This is a genomic window from Kushneria sp. AK178 (assembly GCF_053903105.1).
Genome location: NZ_CP096381.1, coordinates 815053 through 828594, shown reverse-complemented (window position 1 = coordinate 828594; position 13542 = coordinate 815053). Strand labels below are relative to the sequence as shown.

13 protein-coding genes are annotated in these 13542 nt (G+C 60.8%); 8 read left to right on the top strand and 5 right to left on the bottom strand.

What is annotated here, in order from left to right; all coding sequences use genetic code 11:
- Positions 1–27: 27 nt before the first annotated feature.
- Both M1D97_RS03735 and M1D97_RS03730 read left to right on the top strand, forming a co-directional pair.
- On the top strand, positions 28–759 hold the full coding sequence (locus tag M1D97_RS03735; protein WP_456269409.1) for a phosphatase PAP2 family protein: 732 nt from the start codon (positions 28–30) through the stop codon (positions 757–759).
- Positions 760–790: 31 nt separating this feature from the next.
- Entirely contained in the window at positions 791–1498 is a 708-nt protein-coding gene (locus M1D97_RS03730; protein ID WP_456269408.1) for a phosphatase PAP2 family protein, read from the top strand.
- Between the two features lie 77 nt (positions 1499–1575).
- On the opposite strand, the gene gloA is transcribed toward M1D97_RS03730, so the two are convergent.
- Positions 1576–2019 carry a lactoylglutathione lyase gene (gene gloA, locus M1D97_RS03725; protein ID WP_456269407.1) on the bottom strand — a complete coding sequence of 148 codons (444 nt, stop codon included), beginning with the start codon at positions 2017–2019 and terminating at the stop codon, positions 1576–1578.
- 144 nt (positions 2020–2163) lie between these two features.
- Between gloA and M1D97_RS03720 the strand changes: the two genes are divergently transcribed.
- Positions 2164–2565 carry a DoxX family protein gene (locus M1D97_RS03720; RefSeq protein WP_456269406.1) on the top strand — a complete coding sequence of 134 codons (402 nt, stop codon included), beginning with the start codon at positions 2164–2166 and terminating at the stop codon, positions 2563–2565.
- A 17-nt stretch (positions 2566–2582) separates the two neighbouring features.
- Here the strand turns inward: M1D97_RS03720 and M1D97_RS03715 are convergent, their stop codons facing one another.
- The gene (locus M1D97_RS03715; protein ID WP_456269405.1) at positions 2583–3275 is read right to left on the bottom strand and encodes a uracil-DNA glycosylase family protein; all 693 of its coding nucleotides are present in this window, start codon (positions 3273–3275) and stop codon (positions 2583–2585) included.
- Between the two features lie 129 nt (positions 3276–3404).
- Here M1D97_RS03715 and M1D97_RS03710 point away from each other — a divergent pair, with 129 nt between their 5' ends.
- Positions 3405–4463: a metal-dependent hydrolase gene (locus tag M1D97_RS03710; protein ID WP_456269404.1), complete on the top strand. Its 1059-nt coding sequence runs from the start codon at positions 3405–3407 to the stop codon at positions 4461–4463.
- 66 nt (positions 4464–4529) lie between these two features.
- The gene (locus tag M1D97_RS03705) at positions 4530–5447 is read left to right on the top strand and encodes a LysR family transcriptional regulator (protein WP_456269403.1); all 918 of its coding nucleotides are present in this window, start codon (positions 4530–4532) and stop codon (positions 5445–5447) included.
- 4 nt (positions 5448–5451) lie between these two features.
- Here the strand turns inward: M1D97_RS03705 and M1D97_RS03700 are convergent, their stop codons facing one another.
- The gene (locus M1D97_RS03700; RefSeq protein ID WP_456269402.1) at positions 5452–7158 is read right to left on the bottom strand and encodes an ATP-binding protein; all 1707 of its coding nucleotides are present in this window, start codon (positions 7156–7158) and stop codon (positions 5452–5454) included.
- Positions 7159–7233: 75 nt separating this feature from the next.
- Positions 7234–7947, bottom strand: a complete 714-nt coding sequence (locus M1D97_RS03695; RefSeq protein ID WP_456269401.1) for a winged helix-turn-helix domain-containing protein — start codon at positions 7945–7947, stop codon at positions 7234–7236.
- 566 nt (positions 7948–8513) lie between these two features.
- On the opposite strand from M1D97_RS03695, the gene M1D97_RS03690 reads away from it, so the two are divergent.
- From M1D97_RS03690 to M1D97_RS03680, 3 genes are all read left to right on the top strand, one after another.
- On the top strand, positions 8514–11411 hold the full coding sequence (locus M1D97_RS03690) for a ribonucleoside-diphosphate reductase subunit alpha (protein ID WP_456269400.1): 2898 nt from the start codon (positions 8514–8516) through the stop codon (positions 11409–11411).
- A 98-nt stretch (positions 11412–11509) separates the two neighbouring features.
- Positions 11510–12625 (top strand): ribonucleotide-diphosphate reductase subunit beta, encoded by a 1116-nt coding sequence (locus tag M1D97_RS03685; protein ID WP_456269399.1) that lies wholly within the window; start codon positions 11510–11512, stop codon positions 12623–12625.
- A 170-nt stretch (positions 12626–12795) separates the two neighbouring features.
- The gene (locus tag M1D97_RS03680) at positions 12796–13008 is read left to right on the top strand and encodes a YMGG-like glycine zipper-containing protein (protein WP_456269398.1); all 213 of its coding nucleotides are present in this window, start codon (positions 12796–12798) and stop codon (positions 13006–13008) included.
- A 90-nt stretch (positions 13009–13098) separates the two neighbouring features.
- Here M1D97_RS03680 and M1D97_RS03675 read toward each other — a convergent pair whose 3' ends face one another.
- Positions 13099–13317, bottom strand: a complete 219-nt coding sequence (locus M1D97_RS03675; protein WP_456269397.1) for a hypothetical protein — start codon at positions 13315–13317, stop codon at positions 13099–13101.
- Positions 13318–13542: the final 225 nt, after the last annotated feature.

Genomic DNA, 13542 nt, shown 5'->3' with positions numbered 1-13542 from the left:
ACTGTTTTATAACCGACCGTGTTCATCATGCATTTACGCCGAATCCTTTTCTATAACCTGCTGGGGGTGGCACTGGTCACCACCTGGTGGCTGCCCCAATTTCTGGTCTGGTCCTCCGTGGATGACGCCATCTTCTGGTTTTTCAATCAGTTCATCACGGCCGATTACCCCACCTGGACCAGCATTCTCGCCGCTCTCAATACGCGCGTCTTTGACAAGGCAATGTTCGTGTTGCTGGTGGTCATGCTCTACGCCGCGATGAAGCGCGACCCGCAGGGCAGCTGGCTCAAGTGGGGGGTCATCGGGGTGGTGATGACGGCCACGGCCCTGCTTCTGCAGGATCTGATCCACGGCGTCATGACCTACAAGCACGCCAGCCCGACCCGGGTGCTGGATGACGTCAACCTGCTGTCCAGTCTGACCAGTCTGCCGGCCAAGGACACTGCCTCCAGCAGCTTTCCCAGCGACCACGGACTGATGGCGATGATCTTTGCCGCCTTCATGTGGCACTTCGCCGATCGGCTGATCGCCTGGCTGGCCACGGCGCTGGTCGTGCTGGTCTGCGCGCCCCGCATCATGGTGGGCGCTCACTGGGTGAGCGACGTCTATGTGGGCGCCCTGTCGATTGCCCTGATCGCCCTGCCCTGGGTGCTGTGCACACCGCTGGCCTCGGGAGCCGTCCATCAGCTGGTAGCGCTTTTCAAGCGCCTGGGCGCGGCCCTTACCCACCGATACGCCCGCACACGGAGCGAGCCATGACCCCCGGAACCCATTTCAGGAAAACGATGCCATGGACCTAAAAAGGATTATCCATTTCAATCTGGCGGGGCTTGCCCTGTTCGCAAGCTGGCTGTGGCTGTCGGTCTGGTCATTGATCGATGACCGGCTCTTCTGGTTTTTCAATCAGTTCATTACCAGCGAATACCCGATCTGGACCCACTTTCTGGCCGTGGTCAACACGCGCTATTTCGACGTCGCGTCCTTTTTCGTACTGCTGGCCATCTTTATCTGGACCATCATGCTCGACCCGCGCACCGGGCGCTTCTGGCGCTGGCTGGGGGTGGGCCTGACCATGCTGGTCGTGGCCGGGCTGCTGGCCGTGGCCACCAACAAGATGACCTATGGCCATCCGAGCCCAACACTGGCCTTTGACAACGTCAATTTCCTGACCGATGTCGTGTCCTTCGACACCAAGGATTCCGACAGGAACAGCTTTCCCGGCGATCACGGCCTGATGCTGATGGTGTTCACGGCGTTCATTCTGCGCTTCGGCGATCGTCGTCCGGCGATCGTGAGCGCGATCATGATTGCCGTGCTCAGCGCGCCGCGCGTCATGGCCGGCGCCCACTGGCTGCAGGATGTCTACATGGGATCGCTTTCCATCGCACTGGTCACCCTGCCCTGGGTGCTCTGCACGCCCATCGCGCCGCGCTGTGTCGAGGCCATGGAGCGCATGGCACAGCGTTTCAACCTGCCCGGCGCCCGCAGCACCCGCTGACTCACCGGTAGATCGCCCAACGCAACAGGGGGCACCCGAATCGGGTGCCCCCTGTCCTGTCCGGAGAGCGGTAATGCTTACCAGCTACCGGTGTTTTCCATCGACGCCCAGGGCTCCTGCTCGGATTGCGGGTCGCCCTTTTGCAGCAATTCGATGGAGATGCCATCGGGCGATTTAACGAAGGCCATGTGGCCGTCGCGCGGCGGGCGGTTGATGGTCACACCGTTGTCCATCAGATGCTGGCAGGTGGCGTAGATATCATCGACACGATAGGCCAGGTGACCGAAGTTGCGGGCGCCGGTGGTCAGCTCTTCCGGGTCCCAGTTCCAGGTCAGCTCCAGCTCCGGCGCCTGCTGCTCGCTGGAGGAGGCTTCGTCATCGTTGGCGGCCAGAAAGATCAGGGTGAAACGCCCCTTCTCGCTCTCCTTGCGGCGCACCTCCTTCATGCCCAGCAGATCGCAGTAGAAATGCAGCGACTGATCGATATCGGTGATGCGGACCATGGTATGAAGATATTGCATGTGAGACTCCGTTGGCTGTGTGTCGTGACTGGTGATGAGGCGCCGCACGGTGCTGGCGCATCTGGTACATGTCGTCAAAGGATGGCACTGTAATGCCGGCGCTCAAGGACTTTTTCAAGTCGGGACCGGTAGACGGGGAAGACCATGTCATTTTTTCACAATGAACATCTGGGCAAACTGCTGCTTCGTATTGCGCTGGGCGTCACGCTGCTGCTGCACGGCATTGCCAAGATCGGTGCCCCTGGCGTGGTGGAACGCATCGGCGAGCATCTCGAGCAGTGGAGCCTGCCGGCGCCGCTGGCCTTTGGCGTCTTTGTCGGCGAGCTGATGGCACCGCTGATGATTCTGGCCGGCTGGCGCTGTCGCATCGGCGGCGCGCTGGCCGCCATCAACATGCTGTTTGCAATCGTTTTGATGCGCCTGGGCGCGGTCTGGTCACTGGGTGATGCCGGCGGCTGGCGCCTCGAAACCGAGATATTGATGCTGGGCGCGGCGCTGGCACTGATGTTTTGCGGCAGCGGCCGCATGGCCATCCGCCCGGACTAGCCCGGCGCCTCGGTCACTCAGAGCGTCAGGTTGTCGGGCCTGACGTCAAGCTGCGTCAGTCGCTGCGCCAGCAGCCCCGGAAAGCGGGCATACCAGGTCTGGTTCAGCGGCGACGGATGCGGCAACGGGTAGAGCGTGAAGGTCTGCGCCCGGCCCTGAGCGTCTTCCAGCGTGATATCGATGCTGCTCTCAAAGCGATCGTCACGCTTCCAGAAGGCGTCGAGACGGTTACGCTCGGCCTTCGGGCGATCGATGCCGAACCATAAAAAGGCTTCACGTCCCAGCGTGATCAGGGACCGCCCCTCCCAGCGCGAAATCAAAAGCTCGTTCATCAGGCCGTGGAAGTGGCGCTTGACCTTCATCGACCACGCCTTGTTCCCCACCGGCTTGTAGGGCACCGTATTGATCCAGAAGAAATGCTCGCCCACGGCACGTGAGGCCTCGAAATCCGGCATCTTTTCATTGTAGAGGTGCTCGTGCAGCGCCTTTCTGACCAGCTGGCCGCCGGCGCCGATAAAGGGTTCCCCAAAGCGGACCTCATCACGACCGGGGTCGCGGCCGAAAAACCCGATGCGCAGGTTACGCTGCCCCAGGCCGATGATGGGATCGAGGGGATCCCGCTCGAAGCGTTGATAGACCTCGACATCGATGCCGTCGGTCTCGGCTGCCAGCGCTCTGAAGGCCTGCTGCTGACGCTGGTTCAGGGACATGTTGGTGACTCCTTGTTACTCTTTGATCTCCCGGCCCGGTTGGGGCCGTACCGATATCAGCTCTGGTACAAGCATAGCTGCCATGGCCTGATGCGATATTCGTCAAGCAACAGGAGTGATACGAACGCGATGGATTCCCTGACACAGGCCTGTCTTGGCGGAGCTATCGGTGGCGCCGTTCTGGGACGGCGGCTGGGCCGCAAATCAGTTCTGCTGGGCGCTGCGGCTGCCACTCTGCCGGATCTGGACAGCTTCATTGACTTCGGCAGTGCCGTGGCCGACTACACCTATCACCGCAGCGTGTCGCACTCGGTATTTGTGCTGTCGATACTGGCCGGGCTTCTGACCTTGGTATGTGCCCGCCTGCCGGCCACCCGAACCATCCCCACCGCCTCATGGCTCTGGTTCTGGGGGCTGTGTCTGGTCACGCATCCGATGCTGGACGCCTTCACCACCTACGGCACCCAGCTGCTCTGGCCCATCGCCTCGCCCCCGGTGGCCTGGAAGACCATCTTCATCATCGATCCGCTCTATACCCTGCCCATGCTGGTGGCCATCATCGTGGCGCTGATCCGGGGCGCCCGGGGGCGCGCCGCGATGATCGGTCTGGCCATTTCTACCGCCTATCTGGGCTTTTCCGTCGCCGCCAAGGCCATGGTGCTGGCCCAGGTGCAGCCGGCACTGGTGGAGCGCGGGCTGGATGATCGCCCGGTCATGGTGCAGCCCACGCCGCTGAACACCCTGGTCTGGCGGGTGACGGTCATCGACGATGATCGCCAGCTCGAGGCACTGGTCAGCGTGTTCGATGACCGCGACACCCTTGCCTTTGACAGCTTCAGCCGACCCATGGAAGCCCATGACGTGCTTGTCGGGAGCTGGGCCGGACAGCGACTGGGCTGGTTTGCGGCGCCGTTCTGGCGCAGTGAGGAGCGTGACGGTGCTCTGGTCGTGACCGATCTGCGCATGGGCCAGCCCGGCACCTACTCCTTTGCCTTTGTCATCGCCGAGCGCGATGATGACGGCCGGTGGCAGCCGGTCACCTCCCGCTCGGCAGAGACGGCCAGGGCAGATACCGGCCTGCTGCCGGCCCTGTTAAAACGTATCACGCACCCCGAAGCGCTATGTCCATCAGACTTCGGTGACCGGGATCGACTGCTGCCGGACGCCGAATGTCGTCCCCGCGAGTAAGCCTGTTGATGAGCGGACGCATTCCAGCAATGCACTATCGAGACCAGCCATGAGAGAGACGTCTTAATGATCGAGTTCCGGCACCTGCGCACCCTGCTGGCGCTGCGCGATACCGGGTCACTGGTCGAAGCCGCCGAGCGCGTGCACTTGACCCAGTCGGCACTGTCGCATCAGCTCAAGGATCTGGAGGACCGACTGGGCTGTCCGCTGTTTCTGCGCAAGACACGCCCGGTACAGTTCACCCGTGCCGGCCAGCGCCTGCTGGGCCTGGCCGAGCAGATCCTGCCCCAGATTCGCAACGCCGAGCGCGACATTGCCCGCATGGCCGGCGGCGAGCAGGGACGCCTGCACATGGCCATCGAATGCCACAGCTGCTTTCAGTGGCTCATGCCCACCATCGATCACTTCCGTGATCACTGGCCCGAGGTCGAGGTGGATATTCCGGCCGGTCAGCATTTCGACCCGCTGCCGGCGCTGGCACGCGAACAGCTCGATCTGGTCATCACGGCCGATCCGCAGCCTTTGCCGCGCATTCACTACGAGCCGCTGTTTCGCTACGAAAGCCTGCTGGCCGTGGCGCGCCAGCATGCGCTGGCCGACAAGCGTCATGTGGTGCCGGAAGATCTGGTGGATCAGGTTCTGATCACCTATCCGGTGGAACATTCCAAGCTGGATGTCTTTACCCGGTTTCTGGAACCCGCCGGCGTTCATCCGCGCGAGACCCGCACGGCCGAGCTGACCATGATGATGATGCAGCTGGTGGCCAGCGAGCGCGGCGTGTGCGCCCTGCCCAACTGGGCGCTGACCGAGTATCTGGAAAGGGATTATGTGAGGGCCTGCTCGCTGGGTCGGGAAGGCGTCTGGGGAACGCTTTACGCCGCCGTTCGGCTCGATCAGATGAACCAGGTGTGGATGAGCGATTTTTTGCGCACGGCGCGTGAGACTTCCTTTTCCGTGCTCAACGGCATTCGTCCGGCCGGCTGAGGTCTCAGATATCCGCTTCCGCGGTCTCATAGTGGCGCGGCAGGGTCAGAATGAACTGGGCGCCGCCCAGCTCGGGGGCGGTATTGACCGTGATGTGGCCGTGATGCCACTGCACGATCCGGGCCACAATGGCCAGCCCCAGGCCATAGCCGCCGACACCGGACTGGTGGCGGGTGCGGCTGTCGTCGATGCGGGCGAAGGGCTTGAAGATACGCTCGCGCTCCTCGGCAGGCACGCCGGCGCCGTCATCCTCGACGCTGAGATAGACCATGCGCTCATCGCCCAGCAGGCGGACATGTACCCGGGTGCCGGCATGGGTACAGGCATTGGAGACCAGATTCTGCAGCGCCCGCTGTAGATAGCGCGCATCGGCATGCACGTTAAGCTCATGACCGCCGGTCACCTCGAGCGTCAGCTGTGGATGCAGCGGCGTGAGCGTTTCGACGACGCGATCGGCAATGTCGCGCACGTCGAGACAGACCGGCTCCAGCGGCAGGAGCCCATCGGTCGAACCGTCCAGCCGTGCATAGGTCAGGATTTCATCGATAAGCCGGTCGATGGATTCGATGTCGTCATCCACCCCTTTCAGCAGCCGCCGAATGCCCGGCGATTCGCTCATGTCATCGACCATCTGCAGCGCAAAGCGCACCCGGGCCACGGGCGTTCGAAACTCGTGCGATACCGCGCGCATCAGATCCTGCTGGGAAGAGAGCACCGCCTGCACCTGATCGGCCATGGTATTGAAGGCCAGTCCCAGCTGAGTGAGATACTCTCCCTCCTGAATGGTGACACGCGCGTTGTAATCCCCGGCCGTAAAGCTTGCCGTGGTCTGCTCGAGCCGGGTCAGACGCTTTTCCACGCTGCGCATGATGAAATAGATGGCCAGACCGAGCATGGTCAGCATCAGCGCCATGACCATGGCAATGGTCGCGACAGGCAGCGAACTGAAGGGCGACAGCGGCCCGACCATGATCCAGCGACCGCCGGAAAACTGGGCATAGAAGCCAAGACTGGAGCGCTCGGCCACCACGTTGATCACGACATGACCGGCGTTGAGTTGTGTCAGCTGGCTGTTGGACAACCCCGGCGGCGTGCCGCTGCCCATGCCCATGGGCAGGGAGACGCGACTGCGCAGGGCCTGAAATCGGGCTTCGCGCTCATCTTCCGGCGAGAGCTCCAGCCACTGGCGCAGCAGGGATACCAGCTGCAGGGGCTGCTGCTCGGACAGCCCGGTGAAGTGTGCCACCAGAATGGCATCGTCTTCACCGGGCAGGCGCTGGTAGAGCTGCCAGCCGATCTCGCCCTGGGCCTGCCGGGCCAGCACGTCGCCGCGCGCCAGACGCCGGCGATCCATGAAGCCGAGCATCAGCGTCTCGGAGTCCGACAGCGCCAGGCGAATGCCCAGCTCATCCTCATAGGCGCTCAGCCAGGCATCACGGGAACTTTCCGGCTGACTGGCCACCAGCGAGGTCAACAGCGCCATCGGACCGCTGGCCAGACGCTGGCGATAATGGTCCTCGCGCCAGTCATTGATCAGCCACGAAGCGGCCACGCCGATCCAGAAGATGGCCATGAGTGCGAGAAACAGGGTCAGATAAAGACGGCGAAAGCCGCCATGGGCAGACAGCGGTCGGTGCGGTGGCGGCGTCGGGCTGTCCGGGCCGCCCGAGCGGGCATGCCATGAGGTCAGGGAAGGAAATCTTGACGGCATCGTCCATCCTTTACATGGGGGTCTTCACGGTAGACGAGGCCGCCTTTCATGAGCCGGAATCAGGTCGTCACTGACTCAGAGCTCCCGAACAAACAGATATCCCTTGCTGCGCACCGTCTTGATGCGCTGCGGCTGGTGCGGATCATCACCGATCTTGGGGCGAATGCGCGAGACGCGTACGTCGATCGAGCGGTCCTGACCATCATAGCGAATGCCGCGCAGTGCCGAGAATATCTCTTCGCGGGTCAGCACCCGCCCGGCGTGCGAGGCGAGCAGCCAGAGCAGATCGAACTCGGCGCTGGTCAGATCGATACGCTCGCCGTTGAGCCATGCCTCGCGGGTCGAGGAATCCACCACCAGATCACGAAATTCGAGCCGGGTCTCCTCCTGCTCGGCGGCCTCCGAACCGTCCGAGCGGCGCATCAGTGCCCGCATGCGGGCCAGCAGTACGCGCGGCGGCACCGGCTTGGGAACATAGTCATCGGCCCCCATCTCGAGACCCAGCACCTGGTCCATGTCATCAGTGCGGGCCGTCAGCATCAGAATGGGTCCGGGGTACTGGTGGCGCACGCGGCGACAGATCGAGAGCCCGTCCTCACCCGGCAGCATCAGGTCCAGAATGACCAGATCCGGGCGCAGGGACAGGATGCGCTCGACGCCGTTGGTCCCGTCGTGTTCAACGCTGACCCTGAAACCGTTGCCTTCAAGATACTCACGCGTCAACGCGGCCAGTCGTTCATCATCTTCGATGATAAGAATGTGTTCGTTGGCGGTTGTAATGTTATCCAAGGCTCGTCCGTCCGATCATTGATAAAGAAGCTTCCGTGCCGTCACCGGTAGACTGCACGGGCAGCGCCCGGGCACGTGGCAGGCAGACAGCGATAAATGTGACCTTCAAACCCAACGGTCGTTCAATATTGGCAACATTGTGCCACTGTTACACGAACGTGCCCATACAATAGAAATGTATTTGCACACGATTCTCATCGTCAGGCGCTGATCGGCATGAATGTCGCTCGCCCTCTCCCGCCCGGGTTGAAATATTTGCGACACAACACCGCAGACCTCACGAAATTTTCATGTAACTGCGAAGACCCCAGCCATTACAGGGCTTTCAGAAAAATAAGCACAACTTGTCCACAGAATGCCCGCCTCTTTTTGTGTTGAGCCACCCCCTCAGACACACTATATTGTGCCTACTTTTTGAGAAGACACACCATGTAGTGTTTCAAAACAAAAACACTGGCAACGTGTCAATACCCTTGTAATCCAATTTTCAAGCTCGTTGCTGTCCGTTTTCATCATCTGAACAACGGCACAGAACGGTTTTGTCCTCACGGCAGGAAGGTAACGTTATGGAAACCTCGCATACAGAGCGTGATCCCTCATACACATTTGATGATGCCCACAAGCACCCGACTGATCAGCAGCTGCGCGTCATCAAGCGTACCGGTGATACCGCCACCTTTGATGCGAGCAAGATCTCCGTGGCCATGAGCAAGGCCTTTCTTGCCGTGGAAGGTGACAATGCCGCTGCCTCATCGCGCATCCGCGAGCAGGTCGAGCAGTTGACGCAATCCATCATGGACACCTTCGTGCGCCGCATGCCCGAAGGCGGCACCCTGCATATCGAGGATATTCAGGACCAGGTCGAGCTTGCCCTGATGCGCTCGGGCGAGCACAAGGTGGCCCGCGCCTATGTGCTGTACCGCGAAGAGCACGCCCGAGCCCGCGCGGCCCAGCATCAGGGCGTTGAAAGACCCCACCCCACCATCAACGTGACCCAGCCCGATGGCAGCCGTCGACCGCTGGATCTGGCGCGTATCGAAACACTGGTAACGGACGCCTGCACCGGCCTGGAAAACGTCGAAGCGCGTCGCATTGTCGACGAATCGCTGCGCAATCTGTATGACGGTGTGGCAGCCGATGGCGTGGCCACGGCGCTGATGATGACCGCGCGCATGCTGGTCGAGAAGGAGCCCAACTATACCTTCGTGACCGCACGCCTTTTGCAGGACAACCTGCGCCGCGAAGCCCTCTCCTTCCTTGAAGTTGCCGAGGAAGCCACCTTTGGCGACATGGCCTCGCTCTACAAGCCGGCGTTCAAGAGCTATATCGAACGCGGTATCGAATTCGAGCAGCTGGACCCGCAGCTGGCCGGGTTCGATCTGGAGCGTCTGGGCGACGCCCTCGATCACGAGCGCGACAACCAGTTCACCTATCTCGGGCTGCAGACACTGTACGACCGCTACTTCCTGCATCGCAGCGGCGTGCGCTATGAGCTGCCGCAGGTCATGTTCATGCGTGTCGCCATGGGGCTGTCGCTCAACGAGCAGGATCGTGAAGCGCGCGCCATCGAATTCTATGAGCTGCTGTCGAGCTTTGATTACATGACCTCGACGCCGACGCTGTTCAACGCCGGCACCGTGCGCAGCCAGCTCTCCTCGTGCTATCTGACCACCGTGCCGGACAACCTCGAAGGCATCTACGGTGCGATCCGCGACAACGCCATGCTCTCCAAGTGGGCCGGCGGTCTGGGCAACGACTGGACGCCGGTCCGTGCCCTTGGCTCCTATATCAAGGGTACCAACGGCAAGTCGCAGGGGGTCGTGCCCTTCCTCAAGGTCGTCAACGACACAGCGGTGGCAGTCAACCAGGGTGGCAAGCGCAAGGGCGCGGTCTGCTCCTATCTGGAAAGCTGGCACCTGGATGTCGAGGAGTTTCTCGAGCTGCGCAAGAACACCGGTGACGATCGCCGCCGTACGCACGACATGAACACGGCCAACTGGGTACCGGATCTGTTCATGAAGCGCGTCAGCGAAGAGAAGGAGTGGACACTCTTCTCGCCGGCGACCTGCCCTGACCTGCACGACCTTTATGGCGCGGCGTTTGAAAAGCGCTATGAAGAGTACGAGGCCATGACGCATACCGGCGAGATTACGCTGTTCAAGCGCGTGCAGGCCAAGGATCTGTGGCGCAAGATGCTGTCGATGCTGTTTGAAACAGGCCATCCCTGGATCACCTTCAAGGATCCCTGCAACCTGCGCAGCCCGCAGCGTCATGCCGGCGTCGTGCACTCCTCCAACCTGTGCACCGAAATCACGCTCAATACCAGTGCCGACGAAATCGCGGTCTGCAACCTGGGCTCGATCAACCTGGCAGCGCACATCGTCGATGGTCGGCTCGACAGCGACAAGCTGCAGCGCTCGGTCAAGACCGCCGTGCGCATGCTCGATAACGTGATCGACATCAACTACTACGCCGTACCGCAGGCGGAGCGCTCCAACTTCCGTCATCGCCCGGTGGGTCTGGGTCTGATGGGCTTTCAGGACGCCCTCTACAAGCAGGGCATCGCCTACGCCTCCGAAGACGCCGTGGCCTTTTCCGATCACTCCATGGAGCTGATCAGTTATCACGCCATCGAGGCGTCCAGCGATCTGGCCGCCGAGCGCGGCCGCTACGACTCCTACGAAGGCTCGCTCTGGAGTCAGGGGGTTCTGCCCATCGATTCGATCCGTGATCTGCAGCGCGAGCGCGGTGAGCAGTACGTGCAGATGGACACGTCCACCACACAGGACTGGGACCGCATCCGCGACAAGGTTCGCAGCCAGGGCATGCGCAACTCCAACGTCATGGCGATCGCACCCACGGCGACCATTTCCAATATCTGTGGCGTCACGCAGTCGATCGAGCCGACCTACCAGAACCTGTATGTGAAGTCGAACCTGTCGGGCGAGTTCACCGTGGTCAACTCGCACATGGTGCATGCGCTCAAGGAGCGTGGCCTGTGGGATGAGGTCATGATCAACGACCTCAAGTACTACGATGGCTCGCTCCAGCCGATCGAGCGCATTCCGGAAGATCTCAGGCAGCGCTATGCCACGGCATTCGAGATCGAGCCGCGCTGGATTGTCGAGGCTGCTTCGCGTCGTCAGAAGTGGATCGATCAGGCCCAGTCGCTGAACCTTTATATCAGCGGCGTATCCGGTCGCAAGCTGGACAACACCTATCGCATGGCCTGGCAGCTGGGTCTGAAAACGACCTACTACCTGCGTGCCCAGGCCTCCAGCCGCCTCGAGAAATCCACGCTCAAGGGCACCGACGGCAAGCTCAACGGCGTCAAACCCAATGCAGCACCGGCGCCGCAGCCTTCGCCGTCACCGGAGCCCTCGCAGGCGACCCAACAGCCATTGGGCTCGGCACCGCCGGCGGCATGCTCACTGGACGATCCGGATTGCGAAGCCTGCCAGTAAGTCGATAGTCACGACGGTGGCCCTTCGGGGCCACCGCCTACCGCATTCAAGGCCATCCTCGCCGTTTACGACGTCAGCCGATGGCAAGGGAGACAACGATGCAAGAGACCACACTGTTTAATGATGACAACGATCAGACCGATCAGGTCGATACCAGCGGCCTGGGGGAGATTCAGGTAGGCGCGTCACGCATTGATGCCAGCCAGAAGGCCATGATCAACGCCCAGAGCGACGTCAATCAGCTGCTGCCGCTGAAATACAGCTGGGCCTGGGAGAAATATCTCTCCGGCTGTAACAACCACTGGATGCCGACCGAAGTCTCCATGCAGGGCGATATCGCCACATGGCGGGCGCCGGTGAACAGCCAGGAAGGCCTGACCGAAGACGAAGTGCTGATGCTCAAGCGCAATCTCGGCTTTTTTGCCACGGCCGAGTCGCTGGTCGCCAACAACATCGTACTGGCCGTCTATCGCAACATCACCAACCCGGAATGCCGTCAGTATCTGCTGCGTCAGGCGTTCGAGGAAGCCATCCACACGCATACCTTCCAGTATATCTGCACATCTCTGGGACTGGATGAGGGTGAGCTTTTCAACATGTATCGGGAAATTCCCTCGATTACCGACAAGGATGCCTGGGCACTCAAGTACACCCAGGCGCTGGAAGACCCGAGCTTCACGACCGGCACCATCGAGCGCGACAAGGCGTTTCTGCGCGCGCTGGTGGCCTTTTATGTCGTCTTTGAAGGCATGTGGTTCTATACCGGCTTTGCCCAGATTCTGGCGCTGGGCCGTCGCAACAAGATGGTGGGGATTGCCGAGCAGTATCAGTACATTCTGCGCGATGAGTCCATCCACCTGAACTTTGGCATCGACTGCATCAACCAGATCAAGATCGAGAATCCCCATCTGTGGGATGAAGACTTCCAGCAGGAAGTGCGCGGCATGCTGATGGAGGCCTATGAGCTGGAAGCGGCCTACGGTCGTGAAACCATGCCGCGTGGCATCCTCGGACTGAATGCCGAGCTGACCGAACAGTACATGCAGTTCATCACCAATCGTCGCAGCGAACAGATCGGTCTGGGCCTGCTCTTTGACGACGTGGAGAACCCCTTCCCCTGGATGTCGGAGCTTATTGACCTGCCCAAGGAGAAGAACTTCTTTGAAACGCGTGTCACCGAGTATCAGACAGGCGGCGCCCTGACCTGGGATTAACGACAGCGGTGTCGATGCATGATCACAAAAGCCCCGCCTGTACGGGGCTTTTTTCATGCGCAGCAGGCAACGGTATGATTACCGGTACCTGAAGGCTTAATATTTTACAGGAGTAGCCGACAATGAATGAGTTCAGCTATCTTTCATGAAAGGCTATCAAGGAGATCGATATGCACAAGGGCATTCTGGTAATGGCTGCAGTGGCAGGGCTGGCATTTTTAACGGCCTGCAGCAGCCCGACGGGTCGTAGCGCAGCTCAGGGTGCTGGTATCGGCGGCGCGACAGGGGCTGCTGCAGGCGCTGTAACGGGTGGTAGCGCCGGTACGGGCGCCATCATTGGTGGCGCCGCTGGTGCAGCGGTAGGAGCGGCCAGCGAGCAGTAACGACCGCCTGCATATAACATCATCATAAAAAGCCTCCTGACCATTGTCAGGAGGCTTTTTTACGTCACTCCCCTGTCGTAGCGGGATAGATCAGTTGCTGTGCTCTTCAGCGCTATCGCTGATGGAATCACCCGCATCTTCCATGGCTTCACCAGTGGAATCTGCCGCATCGCTTGCTGCATCGCCGGCATCATCAACCGCGTTATCTACCTGAGCGCCGGTCTCCTCGGCAGGGCCGTCGTCACTGTCACAGCCAGCCACTGCAAATGTCATCATGGCGGCCAGCAAAATACCCAGTGTCTTTTTCATCATCAGCTTTCCCTCGCCTGGTACGTTTATTAATCAGCAATATGCCCGGTAGCCTGAGCATTGACCTGTTTATTGTGGTGCAAAAGCCGACGTAATACCAAGTCTCTTTATTCAGGAAGAGATTGATTTTCCCCGATAATACCCGGGACTGCCTTCCATCTAATAGCGATGATGAGGTAATAGCGCTACGGGCGATGGCGACCGCATAGGCGCCGCGCGCCGGTC